This is a genomic window from Maricaulis sp. (genome assembly GCF_048270265.1).
Lineage (GTDB): Bacteria > Pseudomonadota > Alphaproteobacteria > Caulobacterales > Maricaulaceae > Maricaulis.
In genome coordinates this window covers 21281-38631 of the sequence record NZ_JBLWTD010000006.1, presented here as the reverse complement: position 1 = coordinate 38631, position 17351 = coordinate 21281, and the positions used below count along the sequence as shown (strand labels likewise).

At 64.7% G+C, this 17351-nt stretch carries 16 protein-coding genes; 4 read left to right on the top strand and 12 right to left on the bottom strand.

Annotated elements, in window-relative coordinates; translation table 11 throughout:
• Positions 1 to 2: 2 nt before the first annotated feature.
• Genes ACN0YF_RS04770 through ACN0YF_RS04760 form a run of 3 tightly spaced genes read right to left on the bottom strand, consistent with a single transcriptional unit; the run spans position 3 to position 3110 of the window.
• Positions 3 to 776, bottom strand: coding sequence for an ABC transporter ATP-binding protein (locus ACN0YF_RS04770; protein WP_417482212.1), 774 nt, complete (start codon positions 774 to 776; stop codon positions 3 to 5).
• The gene (locus tag ACN0YF_RS04765; protein ID WP_417493541.1) at positions 773 to 1927 is read right to left on the bottom strand and encodes an MlaE family lipid ABC transporter permease subunit; all 1155 of its coding nucleotides are present in this window, start codon (positions 1925 to 1927) and stop codon (positions 773 to 775) included. The genes ACN0YF_RS04770 and ACN0YF_RS04765 overlap by 4 nt, the downstream gene beginning before the upstream one ends.
• A 10-nt stretch (positions 1928 to 1937) precedes the next feature.
• On the bottom strand, positions 1938 to 3110 hold the full coding sequence (locus ACN0YF_RS04760) for an MFS transporter (protein ID WP_417482214.1): 1173 nt from the start codon (positions 3108 to 3110) through the stop codon (positions 1938 to 1940).
• A 124-nt stretch (positions 3111 to 3234) separates the two neighbouring features.
• Here ACN0YF_RS04760 and ACN0YF_RS04755 point away from each other — a divergent pair, with 124 nt between their 5' ends.
• The 3 genes from ACN0YF_RS04755 to ACN0YF_RS04745 are packed head-to-tail and all read left to right on the top strand — an operon-like array spanning position 3235 to position 6350.
• The gene (locus ACN0YF_RS04755) at positions 3235 to 4533 is read left to right on the top strand and encodes a glycosyltransferase family 4 protein (RefSeq protein ID WP_417493540.1); all 1299 of its coding nucleotides are present in this window, start codon (positions 3235 to 3237) and stop codon (positions 4531 to 4533) included.
• Positions 4533 to 5252 carry a class I SAM-dependent methyltransferase gene (locus ACN0YF_RS04750; RefSeq protein WP_417482216.1) on the top strand — a complete coding sequence of 240 codons (720 nt, stop codon included), beginning with the start codon at positions 4533 to 4535 and terminating at the stop codon, positions 5250 to 5252. Before ACN0YF_RS04755 ends, ACN0YF_RS04750 begins: the two co-directional genes overlap by 1 nt.
• Complete coding sequence (locus ACN0YF_RS04745) at positions 5253 to 6350, top strand: hypothetical protein (RefSeq protein WP_417493539.1); 1098 nt, start codon at positions 5253 to 5255, stop codon at positions 6348 to 6350.
• On the opposite strand, the gene ACN0YF_RS04740 is transcribed toward ACN0YF_RS04745, so the two are convergent.
• Positions 6307 to 6912, bottom strand: a complete 606-nt coding sequence (locus ACN0YF_RS04740; RefSeq protein ID WP_417493538.1) for a class I SAM-dependent methyltransferase — start codon at positions 6910 to 6912, stop codon at positions 6307 to 6309. The two genes, ACN0YF_RS04745 and ACN0YF_RS04740, sit on opposite strands and share 44 nt — an antisense overlap.
• Entirely contained in the window at positions 6912 to 7592 is a 681-nt protein-coding gene (locus ACN0YF_RS04735) for a hypothetical protein (RefSeq protein WP_417493537.1), read from the bottom strand. The genes ACN0YF_RS04740 and ACN0YF_RS04735 overlap by 1 nt, the downstream gene beginning before the upstream one ends.
• A 115-nt stretch (positions 7593 to 7707) precedes the next feature.
• On the opposite strand from ACN0YF_RS04735, the gene pip reads away from it, so the two are divergent.
• Positions 7708 to 8673, top strand: a complete 966-nt coding sequence (gene pip, locus ACN0YF_RS04730) for a prolyl aminopeptidase (protein ID WP_417493536.1) — start codon at positions 7708 to 7710, stop codon at positions 8671 to 8673.
• On the opposite strand, the gene ACN0YF_RS04725 is transcribed toward pip, so the two are convergent.
• The 7 genes from ACN0YF_RS04725 to ACN0YF_RS04695 all read right to left on the bottom strand — a co-directional run bounded on the left by ACN0YF_RS04725 (position 8670) and on the right by ACN0YF_RS04695 (position 17269).
• A complete protein-coding gene (locus tag ACN0YF_RS04725; RefSeq protein ID WP_417493535.1) occupies positions 8670 to 10037 on the bottom strand; it encodes a sodium-dependent transporter in 1368 nt (455 codons plus the stop codon). The two genes, pip and ACN0YF_RS04725, sit on opposite strands and share 4 nt — an antisense overlap.
• Before the next feature lie 192 nt (positions 10038 to 10229).
• A complete protein-coding gene (locus tag ACN0YF_RS04720; RefSeq protein ID WP_417482222.1) occupies positions 10230 to 11582 on the bottom strand; it encodes a sodium-dependent transporter in 1353 nt (450 codons plus the stop codon).
• Between the two features lie 109 nt (positions 11583 to 11691).
• On the bottom strand, positions 11692 to 12837 hold the full coding sequence (gene rodA, locus ACN0YF_RS04715) for a rod shape-determining protein RodA (protein ID WP_417482223.1): 1146 nt from the start codon (positions 12835 to 12837) through the stop codon (positions 11692 to 11694).
• A complete protein-coding gene (gene mrdA / locus ACN0YF_RS04710; protein WP_417482224.1) occupies positions 12837 to 14684 on the bottom strand; it encodes a penicillin-binding protein 2 in 1848 nt (615 codons plus the stop codon). The genes rodA and mrdA overlap by 1 nt, the downstream gene beginning before the upstream one ends.
• A 39-nt stretch (positions 14685 to 14723) precedes the next feature.
• Positions 14724 to 15245: a rod shape-determining protein MreD gene (gene mreD / locus ACN0YF_RS04705; protein ID WP_417482225.1), complete on the bottom strand. Its 522-nt coding sequence runs from the start codon at positions 15243 to 15245 to the stop codon at positions 14724 to 14726.
• On the bottom strand, positions 15242 to 16195 hold the full coding sequence (mreC, locus tag ACN0YF_RS04700) for a rod shape-determining protein MreC (protein WP_417493534.1): 954 nt from the start codon (positions 16193 to 16195) through the stop codon (positions 15242 to 15244). The genes mreD and mreC overlap by 4 nt, the downstream gene beginning before the upstream one ends.
• 33 nt (positions 16196 to 16228) lie before the next feature.
• A complete protein-coding gene (locus tag ACN0YF_RS04695; protein WP_417482227.1) occupies positions 16229 to 17269 on the bottom strand; it encodes a rod shape-determining protein in 1041 nt (346 codons plus the stop codon).
• Positions 17270 to 17351: the final 82 nt, after the last annotated feature.

The following is a 17351-nucleotide window of genomic DNA, read 5'->3' as shown; positions in this document are numbered from 1 at the left end:
GTCTAGCTCTCCTTGCCGACGGTCGCAGTGCGACCGCGCGGTCCGTGGAAATATTCCTGGATCCACGGATGTGGGTTTCGCATCAAGGCCTCCAGTGGCGCAACCGCCGCGACACGTTTGTCCGCGAGTACGGCAATTCGGTCACAGATGGCATAGAGGCTGTCGAGGTCGTGAGTGATCATCAATACGGTCAAATCGAGGGCGCGCGACAATTCCAGGATGAGGCCGTCGAAGGCCGCCGCGCCGATCGGGTCAAGCCCGGCCGTCGGTTCGTCGAGAAACAGGATATCCGGGTCCAACGCCAGCGCCCGCGCCAGGGCGACCCGTTTGCGCATGCCCCCGGACAGTTCGGAGGGAAAGCGGTCGAAGGTCGAGGAATCGAGCCCGGCCAGGCCGAGCTTCATCCCGGCAATCTCCTCCATCAGCGGAATCGACATGTCGACATGCTCTCGTAGCGGCGCCATGACATTTTCGAGCACGGTGAGCGAGGTGAACAGGGCGCCGTTCTGGAACAGGACGCCCCAGCGGCTCTCGATCTCGCGGCGCTCGGACTCCTTCATCTCGGAAAAGGCCCGGCCTTTGAACAGGATATCGCCGTCAGTATATTTCTGCAGGCCGAGGATGGCGTTCATCAGCACGGTCTTGCCCGTGCCGGAACCGCCAACCAGGCCGAGAATCTCACCGCGGCGGATGTCGAGATCGAGATGATCGTGCACGACATGACGGCCAAAACCGGTGCACAGACCCCGAATGGAGATGAGGACATCTTCACTCATATGCCCAGCTCCAGATACATCATCGCGAACAGCGCCTCGATCACGATGACGATGAAGATCGACTGCACCACCGAGGCGGTAACGCGGCGGCCGAGGGATTCAACATCGCCAGCGACCTTCATGCCCTGACGGCAGCCGATGATCGCCACCACCAACCCGAAGACAGGCGCCTTCGACATCCCGACCCAGAAATGGCTCCAGTCCAGCTCGGAATGGATCCGCGCAATGAAGACGGCCGGCGAGATATCCTGGGCGCTCCACGCCACCAGCATGCCGCCGAAAATGCCGGTAATCATGGCCGCGAAGGTCAGCAGCGGTGCCATCAGCACGCAAGCGACCACGCGCGGCAGGACCAGCACCTCGAACGGATCGAGACCGAGCACCCGCATGGCGTCGATCTCCTGCTGCATTTTCATGGCCCCGATCGAGGCCGTGAAGGCCGAGTCGGACCGGCCCGCCAGCAGGATCGCGGTGATCAGCACGGCAAATTCGCGCAACACCGAGATGCCGATCAGTTCGACGCTGAAAATGGCAAAGCCGAAATCGGCCAGCAGGTTGGCGCCCATATAGGCGACAACGGAACCGATGAAGAAGGACAGGACTGCCACGATCGGCATCGCATTGACGCCAACCTCTTCCATGGCCCAGATCGCCGAGGTCAGACGGAAGCTCGACGGACGAACCAGTGTACGCAGGCCGGTCGTGATCGTCTGGCCGAAGAAGCCGATGGTCTCGACCGTCTCGGACAGGGCCGCTTCAAGCCCTGCCCCGATCCGGCCCAGCGCATTGCCAAAGCCGAAGCCCGGCGGCGTCTCGGGCGGGCAGACCTGGGTGCGTTGCCGGATTTCCTCGATCAGCCGCCGCGCTGTCGGATGTTCGCCGATATAGTGGAAATCCCCGTCGGGGATGCCGCAGCGGCGCGTGGCGCGGCCCAGCATATAGGCGCCTGACGTGTCGAGGCGTCCAAGGTGGGACAGGTCGATGACGATCTTGTCAGGCTCGACGCTGGCTTCAACCTGGCGAATGGGCGCATCGACGCGGCCGATCGTATCGATCGTCCAGTCGCCATGGGCCTCGATAATGGTTTTGCCCGCATCTTCGCGCAAAACCACGGTCGCACCATTCGCGGCTATCGCTGGATTACCCCTCATAACCGGGAGCCTAGTCGATTTTGCCCGCGCGAGGGAGTGCCGAATTGCGGCTCAACAGCAAAGCCGCGGCCAGGCCAGCTGCGGCGGGCAGAATCATGATCGCAAAACCTGTAGTTCCAAGCCGCGCAAAGAAATATCCCGACACTGCCGAGGCAATCGCCATCACGACACCGCCAGCCAGGGCCGAATTGATCGCCTGACCAGTCGCGGCAAACCGGTCGGGCACCGAATGTGCGGCATAGCGCAGGAAGCCGAGATAGGTGGCCGCGAAGCTCAGGGCGTGCAGGCATTGCAGGGCGAACAGCGCCCAGAGCGGCGGCGCCAGCGCCGTCAGCCCCCAGCGCACGATCGAACCGGCTCCGCCGATGATCAGCAATGCCGCCGGGCTGAGCCGTCCGAGCCAGCCGCGCCCCGACACCCACAGAAACACGATCTCGACCGCGACACCGCTGGCCCACAGGGCCCCGATGGTCAGGTCGGCATAGCCCTGGGCCGACCAGGCGACAGCCGAGAAAGCGTAGTAGAAGCCATGGCCGCCCTGGATCAGGGCCGAGGCCGCCAGCGCCAGGCCGAACGGTCCCGCCAGCAGCCGGCGCAGCGCCGTGATGTCGGCCTCCTGGGCAGGTGGATGCGGCGCACGCTCGCCCGCCGGCAATCGTGCCGCCGCAACAGAGATCGCGATCGAGCCGCCGATGATGCAGAGCAGGATGGTCTCGCTGCCACGCCAGTCGATCAGGGCTCCGACGGCGAAATTGCTGATGATGAACATCACCGAACCGATCGCCCGCACCGGCCCGAATACGAACAGTCCATCGCGTGCCTGGCGCAGGGCGAAGGCATCGATGACCGGGATCTGCCCGAACAGCACCGCGCCGGACAGGAAGGACAGCACCAGCAATATCCAGGGCGAGGACACGGGAAAATGCAGGGCAAAGACGAGGGTCGCCGCGAGGGCAAACAACAGGATCGGATCGCGATTGCGCCGCGCATTGTCGGCCCAGCGCGCGCCTAGTGGCGAAACCAGCGTCCGTCCGGCCAGCCCGGCCGCGACGATCCAGCCAATCCATTCCGCACTCAGATCCCGCCCTTCCAGCCATTTGGGGAAGTAAGGCAGGAAGGCCCCCAGGGTGAGGTAGAAAGCCCCGTAATAGGTGGCAAAACGAAATCCGGGCGTTCTGAACATTTCAATCCTCTGATGCCCGTTGCCCATAACCCGTGCCACTGTTCCTGCATAGGCATGATGCGCTTGGCGAACAGTGTTCACTTCTATAGGTTCGCCGCCAGATTGAAGCAGGGAACAACCATTCATGGATGCGGACGCCGCGGTATTGCACGGTGCGGAGGACAGTGTTGATACGGCACAAATCCGTCCCTTGAGGGTGCTGGTCACCGGCTATCGCTCCAACCCGCATGTCGGCGGCCAGGGCGTGTATATCCGTGAGCTGACGCGCAGCCTGCGCAATCTCGGTCACACCGTTTCGGTCGCATCGGGTCCGCCCTACCCGGAACTCGATGAGGGCATCGAGCTGATCAAGCTGCCCTCACTCGACCTGTTCGCCGAAGAGAATGCCTTCCTCGCCCTGCGACCGCGGCACCTGCGCTCCTGGGCCGACATGTCCGAATGGCTCGCGCACAATAGCGGCGCCTTTGGCGAACTCTATGCCTTTGCCCGCCGCCTTGAAAACTTCCTGGCTCGCGAGGGCGACCGCTTTGATGTCGTGCACGACAACCAGACCCTGGCGACGCCCTTCCTGCGCATTGACCGCCGCCTGCCCGTCATCACCACCATCCACCATCCGATCGCGATTGACCGCGATTACGCCCTCGCCGCCGGCGGCAAGTGGTGGGAACTGGCGCTGACGCGGCGCTGGTACCGTTTCATCGGCATGCAGGCGCGTACGGCGCGCAAACTGCCGCGCCTGCTCGCTGTATCCCAGGCCGCCAGCGACAGCCATGCAGCCCGTTATGGCGTCGACCCGGCCCATGTCCGCGTCGCCTTCAATGGTATCGATCACGAGATCTTCCGCCCCGACCCGACGGTGGAGCCGGAGCCTGGCCTGATCGTTACCACCGCCAGCGCCGATGCGCCGATCAAGGGGCTGGATGTGTTGATCGATGCCCTCGCCCGGGTCGCCGCGGCGCGGCCACTGGCCCGCCTGCACATTATCGGCACACTGCGCGACGGCCCTGCCAAACAGGCCCTCGCCGCTCACGGCCTCAGCAGCCGTGTCACGACCAGTTCCAACCTGACGCGCGACGCCATCGCCCAGCTCTATCGCCGCGCCCATATCGTCGCCTGCCCGGCGCGCTTCGAGGGCTTCGGCTTTCCCGCCGCCGAGGCGATGGCCTGCGGTGCAGCCGTCGCGGCCAGCAATGGCGGCGCCCTGCCGGAAGTCGTCGGCGATGCCGGACTGGTCTCGATCGCCGGCGATGCGGCCAGCCTGGCCCAGGACCTTGCCCGCCTGCTCGACAATCCCGAGGAGGCCCGCCGCCTCGGCGCCCGGGCCAGTGAACGGGCACAAAAGGAATTCAACTGGTCGCGCCATGCCATGGCGGCCTCGCGGCTCTATGCCGAAGCCCTCGCCGAGCGGAGCCCGAACGCCTGATGCTGACCATGCGACTGGAAGAAATGGACCTGCAACCGGGCATGCGTGTGCTCGATCTTGGCTGCGGCCGGGGCCGGCATTTGCACGCCCTGTACTGGAACGAGGTCCCGCTGGAAGTTGTCGGCGTCGACCTGTCCCATGGCGAGGTCAAGGCTGCACTGGACGGGTTTTTCGAACTGCCACCACCCGAGCCGCACTCGCCGCTTCGCAGTGCCGTGCTCAGCGCCGGCGATGCGGCGCGTCTGCCCTTCCCGGACAACAGTTTCGACCGGGTGCTGTGTTCCGAAGTGCTCGAGCATGTGCCCGATCCGGATGCCGTGCTCGCCGAGATCGCGCGCATCCTCAAGCCCGACGGGATTTTCGCCGCCTCGGTGCCGCGCTACTGGCCTGAAGCGATTTGCTGGAAGCTCTCGACCGAATATCACAATACGCCGGGCGGCCATGTCCGCATCTTCCGCACCAAGGCCCTGCGTGACCAGGTGCGCAAACAGGGCTTTGCCCCGTTCAAGCGCCATTGGGCCCATGGGCTGCACAGCCCCTATTGGTGGCTGCAATGCGCCCTGTGGGAGACGCGCGAAACCAGCACCGCGGTGCGCCTCTACCGCAAGTTCCTCGAATGGGACCTGATGGAGAAGCCAGCCCTGACACAGACGCTGGAATGGTTGCTGGCGCCGGTGATGGGCAAATCCGTCGTGATGTATTTCCGGAAGGTGGGCTGAATGTCCAAACGCGTCGACATCGCCGCCTGCGCTGATCACATCGAGCGCCTGCAGCGCGCCGACGGCTCGATCCCGTGGATCGAGGCGGGGATCTGGGACGCATGGAATCATGGCGAGAGTGCCATGGCGCTGGCGATTGCCGGCCGTGAGACCGCGACACGGCGGGCCTTGGATGCCCTGTTCGAACGCCAGGACGCCGATGGCGGCTGGCGCGGTGACCTCGGTGCCTCGGTGCCGCTCGACGATGCCAATCGCCGCCTGGTGCCCGGCACGCCGGAAACCGCCCGTGACACCAATTTTTCCGGCTACGCCGCAGTCACCCTGTTGCGCTCGGTGCTGGCGCTCGACGACGCTTCGGCGCTGGCGCGCTACTGGCCGCAATTGCGCAAGGCCATGGACTGGGTGCTGAGCCATCAGACCCGCCATGGCGATATCGTCTGGCGTGCACCCGATGAGGGCGAGCAGATGACGGCGCTGGATTCGCTGCGAGCCGGCAATGCCAGCCTCTACAAGGCGCTGGAATGCGCCGTCCAGATCGCACGCATGCTCGGCCATGATGATCGCGAATGGATGACGGCGCGCCAACGTCTCGGCGCGGCCCTGCGCGAGAATGATTCCCGCTTTGACCGCACCGGGATCGACCGCCGCCGCTATGCGATGGACTGGTATTATCCTGTCCTCGCCGGTGTGCTGTCCGCCGAAACCGGCCGCGCCCGCCTCTATGCCCGCTGGACCGATTTCGTCGAACCGGGGCTGGGCTGCCGCTGTGTTGCCGACGAGCCCTGGGTCACGGCCGCAGAGACGGCGGAACTGGCACTGGCCTGCATGTCGGTCGGCAAGAGCGATCAGGCCCGGGCCCTGCTGGCCGACCTGTCACCCCTTGCTGCGAAAGATGGCGGTTACTGGATGGGCTGGCAGTTCGAGGAAGGGGTCATCTGGCCCTATGAACGCCCGTCATGGACGGCCGGGGCCATGGTATTGGCCGCCGATGCGGTTCTGGGGCTGAGCAAGGGATCGGCGCTTCTGGTGCGCAATGCGGTGCCGGAGTTTCCGCTCAAGCGAGGCGGCGCAGAACTTCCAGCGTCCCGACGCGATTGACGGTCTCGTAGAGACCCGACGCCACCGCCAGTTTCCAGATTTCATAGGGCGGACGGCCGCCATCGGCCGGGTCGGGGAAGACATCGTGGATCGCCAGTATGCCGCCGGCGACCAGCTTGCCGCTCCAGCCGCGATAATCCGCCAGCGCTGCTTCCATTGAATGTCCGCCATCGATGAAGACCATGCCGAGCGGCGTGGTCCAGTGGGCGGCAATCAGCGCGGAGCGTCCGACCAGCGGCACGACACAATCCTCCAGCCCGGCGCGGAACAGCGTGCTGCGCAGGGCCGGCAGCGTCTCGACGGCGCCCAGTTCGGCATTGAAGAGTTCGGGGTCGTGATATTCCTCGCCGGCCTGGTGTTCCTCCGAGCCGCGATGATGGTCGAGCGTGTAGAGAAGGCTTCCGGCCTCGCGCGCGGCTGGCCCGAGATAAAGCGCCGATTTCCCGCAATAGGAGCCGATCTCCAGCACGGGTCCCAAACGGCCGGCCTCACGTGCCAGCGCGGCCAGGGCCTCTCCCTCGAGCGGGTCGAGAAAGCCTTTGACGGTATCGGGATCAAGCATCAGCTGAAAGGCGGCAGATTGCGCAGGTCGCGCCGCATGCGCGCCAGCTCGTCGGCCCGGTCGCGCAGGCTCTCGGACAGGAAGGCCAACTGGTCGCGGCTGGAATTCACGGCCGCAATATCGGTCTCCGAGACCCGCTCTGACAGCAGCTCCACGGCGGCATCGAACGTGTCCACCGCTTCACGGGTCAGGCCAATGGCGGTTTCGACATCATTGAGGTCACGGGTCAAGGCCGCCCGGCGGAACGCTGTGGGCTGCAGGGTGACAGCGCGCGCCGCCTGGTCCAGATGCCGCGCCAGCATCACCGCCTGCTCGACATCAGCAACGAAGGCCTCGCCGGCCTCGCGCGCATCGATGACAAGGAACTGACGGTGTTCGACATAGGCCTGTCCGGCAGAAACGACAGGTACGGCGGGGGCAGCGGGGGTTTCAGACCGCCCGGTCAGCCGGTCCATCCAGCCACGCGCGGCCTCCATGGCACCGGATGTCCCGGCCCAGGCATTGTCGCGATAGGTGGTTTCAAGCGCCTGGGCGGCATCGAGAAGGTCGGCCTGCAGCGGATTCGAGCGCAGACTGATCTCGGAAGCATCTGTTCCAACAAGGGAAATCGGATCGCTGGCACAGGCGGAGATCAATCCGCACGCGCACACTGCTGCCATGACACCCTGAAAACGACGCATCAAATGATGGTTCCCAAACACAAAGCCAGCCCCAATAGCTGTGGAAGATATAGTGAGTAGGCGTGAGAAGCTATGCAATATTATATTGATGACGCCCTAACGACAGATGGATGCGATGGATACCGCCTACTCACGCCGCCAGCTCTACCCGCCGATCCGGCCCTATCGCGCCTCGCGGCTGGATGTCGGTGACGGGCATGAGCTCTATATCGAGGAGTGCGGCCGCGCCGACGGTCTGCCGGTCATCGCCCTGCACGGCGGTCCGGGCGGCGGAATCTCGCCGGCGCTGCGCCGTTTCTTCGACCCGGCGCGCTATCGCATCATCCTGTTTGACCAGCGCGGTTGCGGCCGCTCGACCCCGCATGGCGAGCTGAACGCCAATACCACGGCCCACCTCGTCGGCGACATCGAACGCATCCGCACCGCGCTCGGCATCGACAAGGCGGTGATTTTCGGCGGCTCCTGGGGGGCGACTCTCGCCGTCGCCTATGCGCGCGAACACGCCGATCATTGCCTCGGCCTGATCCTGCGCGGCGTCTTCCTGTGCCGCCAGCTCGAACTCGACTGGTTCTATCGCCGCGGTGCCAACATGCTCTTCCCGGACGCCTGGGATCAGCTGGTCGGCTCGCTCAGCACCGCCGAGCGTGAGGATGTGATCAAGGCCTATTACGAGCGCCTGCTGGAGCCGGACATCACCCGCCGGCGGCCCGACGCGCTGGCCTGGTCCCGCTGGGAGAGCGCGCTGATCAGCCTGGCCGGCCAGCCCGATGCGCCGCTGGCCGATCCGATGCGGGCCGATGCGCTCGCGCGGATGGAAACGCATTACTTCGCGCACAAGGGATTTCTCGAGCATGATGGCGCCCTGCTCGACAGCGTGCCGCGCTTCAAGCACCTGCCCGGCATCATCATCCAGGGCCGCTATGATGTGGTGACGCCGCCGCAGACGGCCTGGAGCCTTGCGCGCGAATGGTCACGGGCCAGGCTCCGCCTCATTCCCGACGCCGGTCATGCCGCCGGCGAGCCGGGCATTGTCGACGGTCTGGTCCGCGCCACCGACAGTTTCGCGGATCAGTTCAGCTAGCCACCAAACAGCAGCGGCGTCAGCCCCCAGCCAAACTTGTCATCAAGCCCGAGAACCAGGATCAGCGTCAGCGCGACCGGTGCCAGGAAGCGCATCGAGAAGCGGAAGAAGCCGAACAGCAGCGGCGAGGCGTGCGAAAGCTGGGATCTGGCGATCTCGCGCCTGACCACCCAGCCCATGAAGACGGCGATCAACAGCCCGGCCAGTGGCAGGGCAATGCTGCCCGACAGGAAGTCGAGGAAGTCGAAGAAGGACATCGAGAACACGACGCCGACCCCGACCAGCCAGATGAAACCGCCGAACACCCAGGCGATGGTGCTGCGGCCAAGGCCGGAATTCTCCTCGGCCCAGGCGACGACCGCCTGCAGCAGCGAGATCGAGGAGGTGAGTGCCGCGATCAGAGCCAGAGTGAAGAAGATCGCGCCAGCCAGATTGCCGCCGGGCATCGCCGCGAACGCCGAAGGCAGGGCCTGGAAGAAGAGCGCCGGACCGGCGTTCGGCTCAAGCGCTGTAAAGGCGAAGACGAAGGGGAAGATGGCGAGGCCGGCGATCATCGCCACCGCAGTATCGGCAAACGCGATAATGCCCGCCGACTGGCCGATATTGGCTGTCTTGTCGAGATAGGAGCCATAGGTGATCATGATCCCCGACCCCAGCCCGATCGAGAAAAAGGCCTGCCCCACAGCCGCCAGGAAGGTGGCCGGCCGCACGGCGCTGAAATCGGCCGCGAACAGGTAGTTGAGGGCTGCGCCGGCATCGCCGGCCATCATCGCATAGACCACCATGCCCAGCAGCATGATGAAGAAGAGCGGCATCAGGATGGACGAGGCCTTTTCGATCCCGCCGGTGATGCCCCGCGAGACAACGAAAATCGTGATGAAGCTGAACAGGGAATGCCAGAACAGCACGGTGTAGGAATCGGCAGTGAAGCTGCCGAAGGCTGCAGCGATCGCCTCGGGAGACTGCCCCGTCAGCTCGCCCGTGAACATCTTGGCGATATAGGCCGAGACCCAGCCCGCAACGACCGAATAGAAGCACAGTACGAAAATGCCGCCGATCATGCCGATCCAGCCGAGCGCGCTCCACAGGGGTGGCGAGCCATTGTCCGAGGCGAGCTTTTCAACGGATCCGATGGCGGATCGCTGCCCGTAGCGGCCCACGGAAAGCTCGGCCATCAGCACCGGAAATCCGATCAGCAGGACGCAGGCGACATATATCAGGATGAAGGCTGCGCCGCCGTTTTCGCCGGCCGTATACGGAAAGCGCCAGAAATTCCCCAGTCCCACCGAAGACCCGATGGCGGCCATCAGGAACCCGAACCGCGACGACCAATGCGCATGTGAATCTGTGGGCGCTGCTGCCATGGAACCCCCTATCGCTCGGGGCTGATCCAGCCGGAGCTATTGTTTCAACGGCGACAGATTTCCTCCAAGCACACAGGGCGGTCAAGCGGAAGAATTGACCGCCAGCGGGCCTCAGACAGCAAAAGGCCCCGCCGGCGAATTGCGCTGGCGAGGCCCCTGATATGCGTATCTGGATCCGCGACGCGGAGCCGGTCAGCCGAGGCCGACCATGGCGCCGATCCGGCCGGCATTGAAGCGGTCGTCGAGGCCAAGGACCAGAATGGCCCCGATCGCCACCGGCACGATATAGCGCACGGCAAAATGGAAGAAGGCGAACAGGCCCGGCGATGCATGGGACAATTCGGTCCGCATCAGGGATTTCGGGATCACCCAGCCGGCGAAGACCGCGACCAGGAAACCGCCGAGCGGCAACAGGATCTGGCCGGAAAGCACGTCGACAAAGCCGCCGGCGAAGGCCTCGGAATACACCGCGCCCGCACCGATCATGAAGGCAAAACCACCCAGCAGGCAGGCGGTCATCGTGCGGCCGAAGCTCGCATTCTCCTCGATGAAGGCAACGGTGGCCTCCAGCAGGGAGATGGACGAGGTCAGGGCTGCGATGAAGGCCAGGGCGAAGAAGGCCCCGCCGATGAAATTACCGGCCGGCATGCCCGAGAACACTTCCGGCAGGGCGGTGAAAATGAGGCCGAGGCCTGCAGCCGGATCCATGCCCACCAGGAAGACGATCGGGAAGATCATCAAACCGGCAATCAGCGCCACCATTGTGTCGGCGGAGACGATCAGGACGGCCGAAGAGCCGATATTGGAATCCCGCGGCAGATAGGAGCCATAGGTGATCATGATTGCCGAGGCGACGCTGACCGAGAAGAAGGCCTGGCCGAGTGCGGCGATGAAGGTCTGACCGGTCACGGCGCTGAAATCGGGCGCGAACAGATAGCTCAGGGCTGCCCCGGCGGCACCATTCGTCATGGAATAGATCGTCAGGCCGATCAGAACGATGAAGAAGAGCGGCATCAGGATAGTGGCGACGCGTTCGATCCCGCCCTTGAGGCCACGCGAGACGATCAGGACCGTCAGCGTCATGAACAGGAAGTGCCAGAACATCTTGATGCTGTCGTTGTCGTAAAACATCGTCGCGCCATCGGGTTCGGCGAAACCACCGGCGAAACCGGCCGCCGAGAAGGCCATCACCTGGCCGGCGATGACGCTATAGGTCGTCAGCACCAGGAAACCGGCGGCGGTACACACCCAGCCGACCACCGACCACTTGCCGGACTTGCCGGCCTCGATCGCCATCTTGCGCGTCGAGGTGATCGCGGATTGCTGCGCGTGGCGGCCGATCGCCAGCTCGGCCATCAGGACCGGCAGGGCAAACAGGATGACACAGCCGATATAGATCAGCACGAAGGCCGATCCGCCATTCTGACCCGTCATGAACGGAAAACGCCAGAGATTGCCCAGCCCGACGGCGGAACCCACCGCGGCCATGATGAATGCAAAACGCGACGACCAATGGGCGTGCGTACCCGCGAGCGCTGCTGCCATGAAACTCTCCCCTGATGCCCGGCGCTTGAGCGCCTCGGCGGCTATTGATTAACGCGCACACTTCCCCAACCCTCCTGCCGGGTCAAGCGTGCGTATCCAATGAAACCCCTCAGCCGAACAGGCCGACCCCGCGCGGCGGTTCGGCATTGCGGTGAATGTGCGCCCCGAGAATCAGCCCGAAGCCCGCCAGCACCGCCAGCATCACCGTGCCGCCGTAGGAAATCATCGGCAGCGGCACCCCCACCACCGGCAAGGTCCCCATCACCATGCCGACATTGATGATCACATACAGGCCGAACGTGGTCGCCACCCCCATCGTCATCAGGCGCAGGAAGGTCGATTTGCAACTGGTCGCAATCGCCACGGTATTGGCCAGTACCAGGGCGTAGACCGTCAGGATCACCAGCCCGCCGACAAAACCGAATTCCTCGCCCAGAATCGTGAAGATGAAGTCGGTCTGCTTCTCGGGCAGATAGTCGAGCTGAGACTGGGTGCCCTCCATGAAGCCCTTGCCGGTAAAGCCGCCGGAACCGAGCGCGATCTTGGACTGCAGGATCTGGTAGCCCGCACCGAGCGGGTCGGAATCGGGACTGAACATCGTCATGATGCGCTGGCGCTGATAGTCCTCGAGCCCGTAGGTGAAGAAACCGATCCCCCCGGCAATGCCCGCGATCACGCCGGGCACGATCACTTTCCAGCTCAACCCGGCCAGGAAGACGACCGCGCCGCCGGTCGCGACCAGCAGCAGGGTGGTGCCGAGATCGGGCTGTTTCAGGATCAGCATCGCGGGAATGCCGATCAGCGCCGCCGGTACAAGCAGCCCGCCCAGACGTGACACCCGGTCAGTCGGGAGGTCGTGGTAGAACCGGGCCAGCGCGAAGACGAGCGCGATCTTCATGATCTCGGAAGGCTGCAGCCGGATCGGGCCGATATCCAGCCAGCGCTGCGAGCCATTGACCGTTGCGCCGAAGACTTCAGCGCCGACCAGCAAGACCAGGGCGACCACATAGATCGGATAGGCCACCCCCATCCAGAAGCGCGGTGGAAACATCGCGATCACAAGCATGCCGGCGAAACCGACCGCGAAGCGCATCGCATGGCGCGCCGCCCAGGGTTCCCAGGAACCACCGCCGACCGAGTAGAGCATGCCGACGCCGGCTGCGCCCAGCAGGACCAGGAGCAGAACCAGCGACCAGTTGAGCTCCATCAGCTTGCCCGGCAGGTCGCGCGGGACGCTTTCACGGAAGACGGCCATCAGGCACCCCTCCCCGGCAGATTGCCCAGATCGGCGAAGACACCGGGCCGGCTGGATGGATCGCGCGCCACGACCCGGCGCAGGATATCGCGTGCCGGCCGCGTTGCCGCGCTGGAGCCGCCGCCATGCTCAACCACGACCGCGACGGCGTATTTCGGCTCGTCCGCGGGTGCATAGCAAACGAACAGGCCGTGATCGCGCAGCCGCCAGGGCAGGTCGAGCTGGGTGCGAACACCGGATTCGCGTTCCGCTGCAGAGATCGAATAGACCTGCGCCGTACCGGTCTTGCCGGCCATTTCAATGCCATCAATGCCCAGACCGCCCAGCGAAAAGGAGGTGCCGCCCGGCTCCTCGGCCGCCGCGCGCAGCGCATCGCGCACGCGGGTCAGGGTCTCGTCGCGCAGGCCGACATGCGGCGCCGGCGGTGCCATGGCATTGCGGTAAAGCGTCGGCTCGATCGCACGGCCAGAGGCCACGCGCGCCGTCATCACGGCCAGCTGCAAGGGCGAGGCGAGCATCGAGCCCTGCCCGATCACGGTGTTGTAGCTGTCGCCCGTCGACCAGCCCTCATTGCGCTGCGCCCGTTTCCAGGCCGGGTTGGGCATATTGCCCCGCGCGACGCCGGAAATGCCGATATCAAATTGCTGGCCGATCCCGAAGCGCTGGCCCATCGCATCCAGCCGGTCGATCCCGAGCCGGGCCGCCGCTTCGTAGAAGAAGATGTCACAGGAGGTCTTCAGCGCGGTGCGCAGGTTGACGGCGCCATGGCCCTGACGGCGCCAGCAATGGAATTCGCGATTGCCCAGCCGCACCGAGCCACTGCAATGCACCGTCTCATTGGGCCGGAAAACATTGTGCTCGATCGCTGCGGCAGCCGAGACCGCCTTGAAGGTCGAGCCCGGCGGATAGGTGCCCTGGATCGACTTCTGGAACAGCGGCCGGTGATCATTATTGCGCAGACCGGCAAAGTCGGCGCTGGAAATGCCGCCGACAAACAGGTTGGGATCAAAGCTGGGCGCAGAGACCAGGGCTATCAACTCGCCACTATTGACGTCGATCACGACCGCCGAGGCGCTGTCCTGCCCGAGCCGCTCATAGGCATATTGCTGGATGTCGGCATCCAGGGTCATGACCACGTCATGCCCCTGCTGCGGCGAGGTCGACTGTTCGGGCAATTCGCGGATCACGCGGCCAACGGCATTGACCTCGATTTTCAGGGCACCGGCCGAGCCGCGCAGGTCGCGCTCGCGGGCGATCTCGACCCCGGTCTTGCCGACCCGGAAGCCCGGGTGGCGCAGAAGCCGCTCGGCTTCACGCGTTTCGTTCGCGAGGTCATCCTCATTGGGGGCCTGCACATAACCCACGACATGCGCAAAGGCCGCCGCATAGGGATAGGAGCGCACCTCGCCGACATCCGGCGCCATGCCGGCCAGCTCGGGCGCATTGAGATTGATGGCCGAGAAGGTCTGCCAGTCGAGATCCTCGGCGACGGTAATGGCATTGAAGCGGGCACCGCGGCTGGCCGCACGCAGGACGCGCTCGCGCTCATGGTCGCTCAGCGGCATGAAGCGCGCGAGCCGGTCGAGCGCAGCGGCGATATCGCCCGCCTGTTCCGGCACGATCAGGACGCGGAAACTGTCGCGGTTATCCGCCAGCAGGGCGCCGAACCGATCGAGAATGCGGCCACGCGAGGGCGGGACCAGGCGGAAATTGAACTGGTTGTCCTCGGACAGGAGGCGATAGCGTTCGCCCTCAAGCACCTGCAGCGAATACAGGCGTGCACTCAGGCCCGTAAAGGCCAGCGCCCCGCCACCCGCCATCAGCAGGGCCCGGCGGGTGAATTTCATATCCTGTTCCTGGCGATCAGCGCGCATCGGGTCTCGCGATCATCCTCCGATAAAGCCGGTTCGGCTGCTGCGACGCCGGCGGAGTGCCAGATGAGCGATCAGCGGAAACATCAGCATGGTGGCCGTCGCTTCGATGATCAAGGGGCGGACATCGGCCAGCTGGCCCAGCGCCAGGCTGCCGGCGCCATAGGCAATCGTGTGCGCCAGCACCAGCGTGCCGGCAAAACGCGCCAGGATCGGCGGCAGGTCGCGTGGCATGCCGTCCTCGCCGCGAAAGCGCAGCGCCGAGATGGACACCAGATAGGACAGTGCCCACACGCCCATCGGAGCGCCGGTCAGCAGGTCCTGGCAGAGCCCGATCGAGAAGACGATGATCGGCGGCATGAAGTATGGGCGCAGCCCCGCCCACAGGAAGATGGCGATCAGCGGCCAGGTTGGCATGATGTTGACGCCGTCGATCAACTGCGTCGGTGCAGCCTGGACCACCAGCGCAAGAAAGACGCTCAGGGCGCAGGCGGCCGCAGACCAATAGGGTGTCTGGCGTTCAGAAGATTTTCTCATTCCTCGCCTCCGGTCGGCTGCGCATCAGGGGCCGGCTCGGCATCTACAGCCTCGTCCGCGTTTTCCACCGCCGCATCGGGCTCCTCAGCCGGCAAGGCCTCGGTGTCGTCGGGCGCTTCAATCCGCTCATAGGGCCAGACCCAGACGAAATCGACCGGGGCCTGGTCGGAATAGAGCTGCACACGCCAGCCGCCATCGCGCGTCTCGACCGCCTCACCCACCGGCAGGCCGCGCGGCAGGATTCCGTCATCGCCGGAACTGACAATGCGGTCACCCGGGCGGATGTCCGCGTCGCGGCCGACATAGTCCAGACGCGGGAAGGCGGAGTTGTCGCCGACCAGGATGGCGCGCGCGTTGGAGCGGTCGGCCATCACCGGAATGCGGCTGTTGAGATCGGTCAGCAACAGAATGCGGGCCGAACGCCGGCCGGTCTCGAACACGCGTCCGACCAGGCCGTAGAGATTGATCACCGGATAACCGTCATCAATGCCGGCATCGCGGCCGCGGCCGATCAGGCGGGCGCGGACGAAGGGACCTTCAGGATCGGCCACGGTCCAGGCGCCGATCCGCTCGCGCGTCGCCGGCGAGACGATCTCGAGCGCCGCTTCATAAACCTCGATCCGGTCGCGCTGCCGATAGGCGAGGTCTTCCCAGTAGCGCGCCTCGATCAATTGCTGGCGCAGACGGGCATTTTCCTCGGCCAGCTCACCCTGGCGCCGGAAATAGGGACCGATATTCTTGAGGCCACGCACAGGCTGAGCGGCCAGTTCAAGCACGGGTGCAGCAATATCGGTAAAGCCGGAGCGGAAGCTGGCAAAGCCGGCAGAGCGGGTTTCGGGGCGATCGAAGGCGATCAGGGCGCCCGAGAGGACAAGCAGGGCGATAAACAGTGTTCGAGAGAATCGAACACCACCCTCACCTTCGTGCCGTCCTGAACGACGAGAAGCCAACCACTCACTCCTGCCCTTGCATGAACCGGCAGATTAGACCGCTTCAGACAGAATGGGGCGCCAAAGCTTAAGATCTTCAACCGCCTTGCCACAGCCCAGCACAACGCAGGACAGCGGGTCGTCGGCAAGGCAGACCGGCAGACCGGTCCGCTCGCGAAGCTCGGTATCGAGATTGCGCAACAGGGCGCCGCCGCCGGTCAGGACAATGCCCTTGTCGACGATATCGGCAGCCAGCTCGGGCGGGGTCGCCTCGAGCGCCTGCTTCACAGCCTCGACGATCTGCTCGACCGGCTCGGAAAGCGCGTCGGCAATCATCGCCTCGGTGATCGAGATTTCGCGCGGCACGCCATTCATCAGGTCACGGCCCTTGATATCGAGCGTCAGGCCTTCGCCCTTGATCGGCGGCATGGCCGAGCCGATTTCCTTCTTGATCCGTTCAGCGCTGGTTTCACCGATCAGAAGATTCGCCGAGCGGCGGATATAGTTGATGATGGCTTCATCCATCTTGTCGCCACCGACGCGCACCGAGCGCGAATAGACGATACCCGACAGCGACATCACGGCGACTTCCGTCGTGCCGCCACCGATATCGACGATCATCGAACCGGTCGGCTCATCGATCGGCAGGCCGGCGCCGACAGCAGCGGCCATTGGCTCGTCGATCAGGTAGACCTTGCGGGCACCGGCACCGAGAGCCGACTCATGAATGGCGCGGCGCTCAACGGCGGTGGCGCCGGACGGCACGCAGATCACGACCTGCGGGCTGACCATCGAACGGCGATTGTGCACTTTCTGGATGAAATGCTTGATCATTTCTTCCGCGACGTCGAAATCGGCAATCACGCCGTCACGCATCGGGCGGATAGCTTCGACATTGCCGGGCGTCTTGCCCAGCATGAGCTTGGCTTCGGCGCCAACGGCCTGGACGTATTTGCGCCCCTTCTCGACCTTGTAGGCCACCACGGAGGGCTCATTGAGCACCACGCCGCGTCCCTTGACGTAGACGAGTGTGTTGGCGGTGCCGAGATCGATGGCGATGTCTGCGGAAAGTAAGCCGAAAAGATAGTTGAGCATAGGGCGCGCTGATTTCGAGGGGTGTGGCGGCAAAGCCGCGGAAAAGCTTTTTTTGTTGTGCGATGGTCCGCGCCATATTGCA

Bases quoted from the DNA above. Each gene is read 5' to 3' on its own strand.
- ACN0YF_RS04770 (WP_417482212.1), bottom strand. From the start codon at position 776: ATGAGTGAAGATGTCCTCATCTCCATTCGGGGTCTGTGCACCGGTTTT.
- ACN0YF_RS04765 (WP_417493541.1), bottom strand. From the start codon at position 1,927: ATGAGGGGTAATCCAGCGATAGCCGCGAATGGTGCGACCGTGGTTTTG.
- ACN0YF_RS04760 (WP_417482214.1), bottom strand. From the start codon at position 3,110: ATGTTCAGAACGCCCGGATTTCGTTTTGCCACCTATTACGGGGCTTTC.
- ACN0YF_RS04755 (WP_417493540.1), top strand. From the start codon at position 3,235: ATGGATGCGGACGCCGCGGTATTGCACGGTGCGGAGGACAGTGTTGAT.
- ACN0YF_RS04750 (WP_417482216.1), top strand. From the start codon at position 4,533: ATGCTGACCATGCGACTGGAAGAAATGGACCTGCAACCGGGCATGCGT.
- ACN0YF_RS04745 (WP_417493539.1), top strand. From the start codon at position 5,253: ATGTCCAAACGCGTCGACATCGCCGCCTGCGCTGATCACATCGAGCGC.
- ACN0YF_RS04740 (WP_417493538.1), bottom strand. From the start codon at position 6,912: ATGCTTGATCCCGATACCGTCAAAGGCTTTCTCGACCCGCTCGAGGGA.
- ACN0YF_RS04735 (WP_417493537.1), bottom strand. From the start codon at position 7,592: ATGCGTCGTTTTCAGGGTGTCATGGCAGCAGTGTGCGCGTGCGGATTG.
- pip (WP_417493536.1), top strand. From the start codon at position 7,708: ATGGATACCGCCTACTCACGCCGCCAGCTCTACCCGCCGATCCGGCCC.
- ACN0YF_RS04725 (WP_417493535.1), bottom strand. From the start codon at position 10,037: ATGGCAGCAGCGCCCACAGATTCACATGCGCATTGGTCGTCGCGGTTC.
- ACN0YF_RS04720 (WP_417482222.1), bottom strand. From the start codon at position 11,582: ATGGCAGCAGCGCTCGCGGGTACGCACGCCCATTGGTCGTCGCGTTTT.
- rodA (WP_417482223.1), bottom strand. From the start codon at position 12,837: ATGGCCGTCTTCCGTGAAAGCGTCCCGCGCGACCTGCCGGGCAAGCTG.
- mrdA (WP_417482224.1), bottom strand. From the start codon at position 14,684: ATGAAATTCACCCGCCGGGCCCTGCTGATGGCGGGTGGCGGGGCGCTG.
- mreD (WP_417482225.1), bottom strand. From the start codon at position 15,245: ATGAGAAAATCTTCTGAACGCCAGACACCCTATTGGTCTGCGGCCGCC.
- ACN0YF_RS04695 (WP_417482227.1), bottom strand. From the start codon at position 17,269: ATGCTCAACTATCTTTTCGGCTTACTTTCCGCAGACATCGCCATCGAT.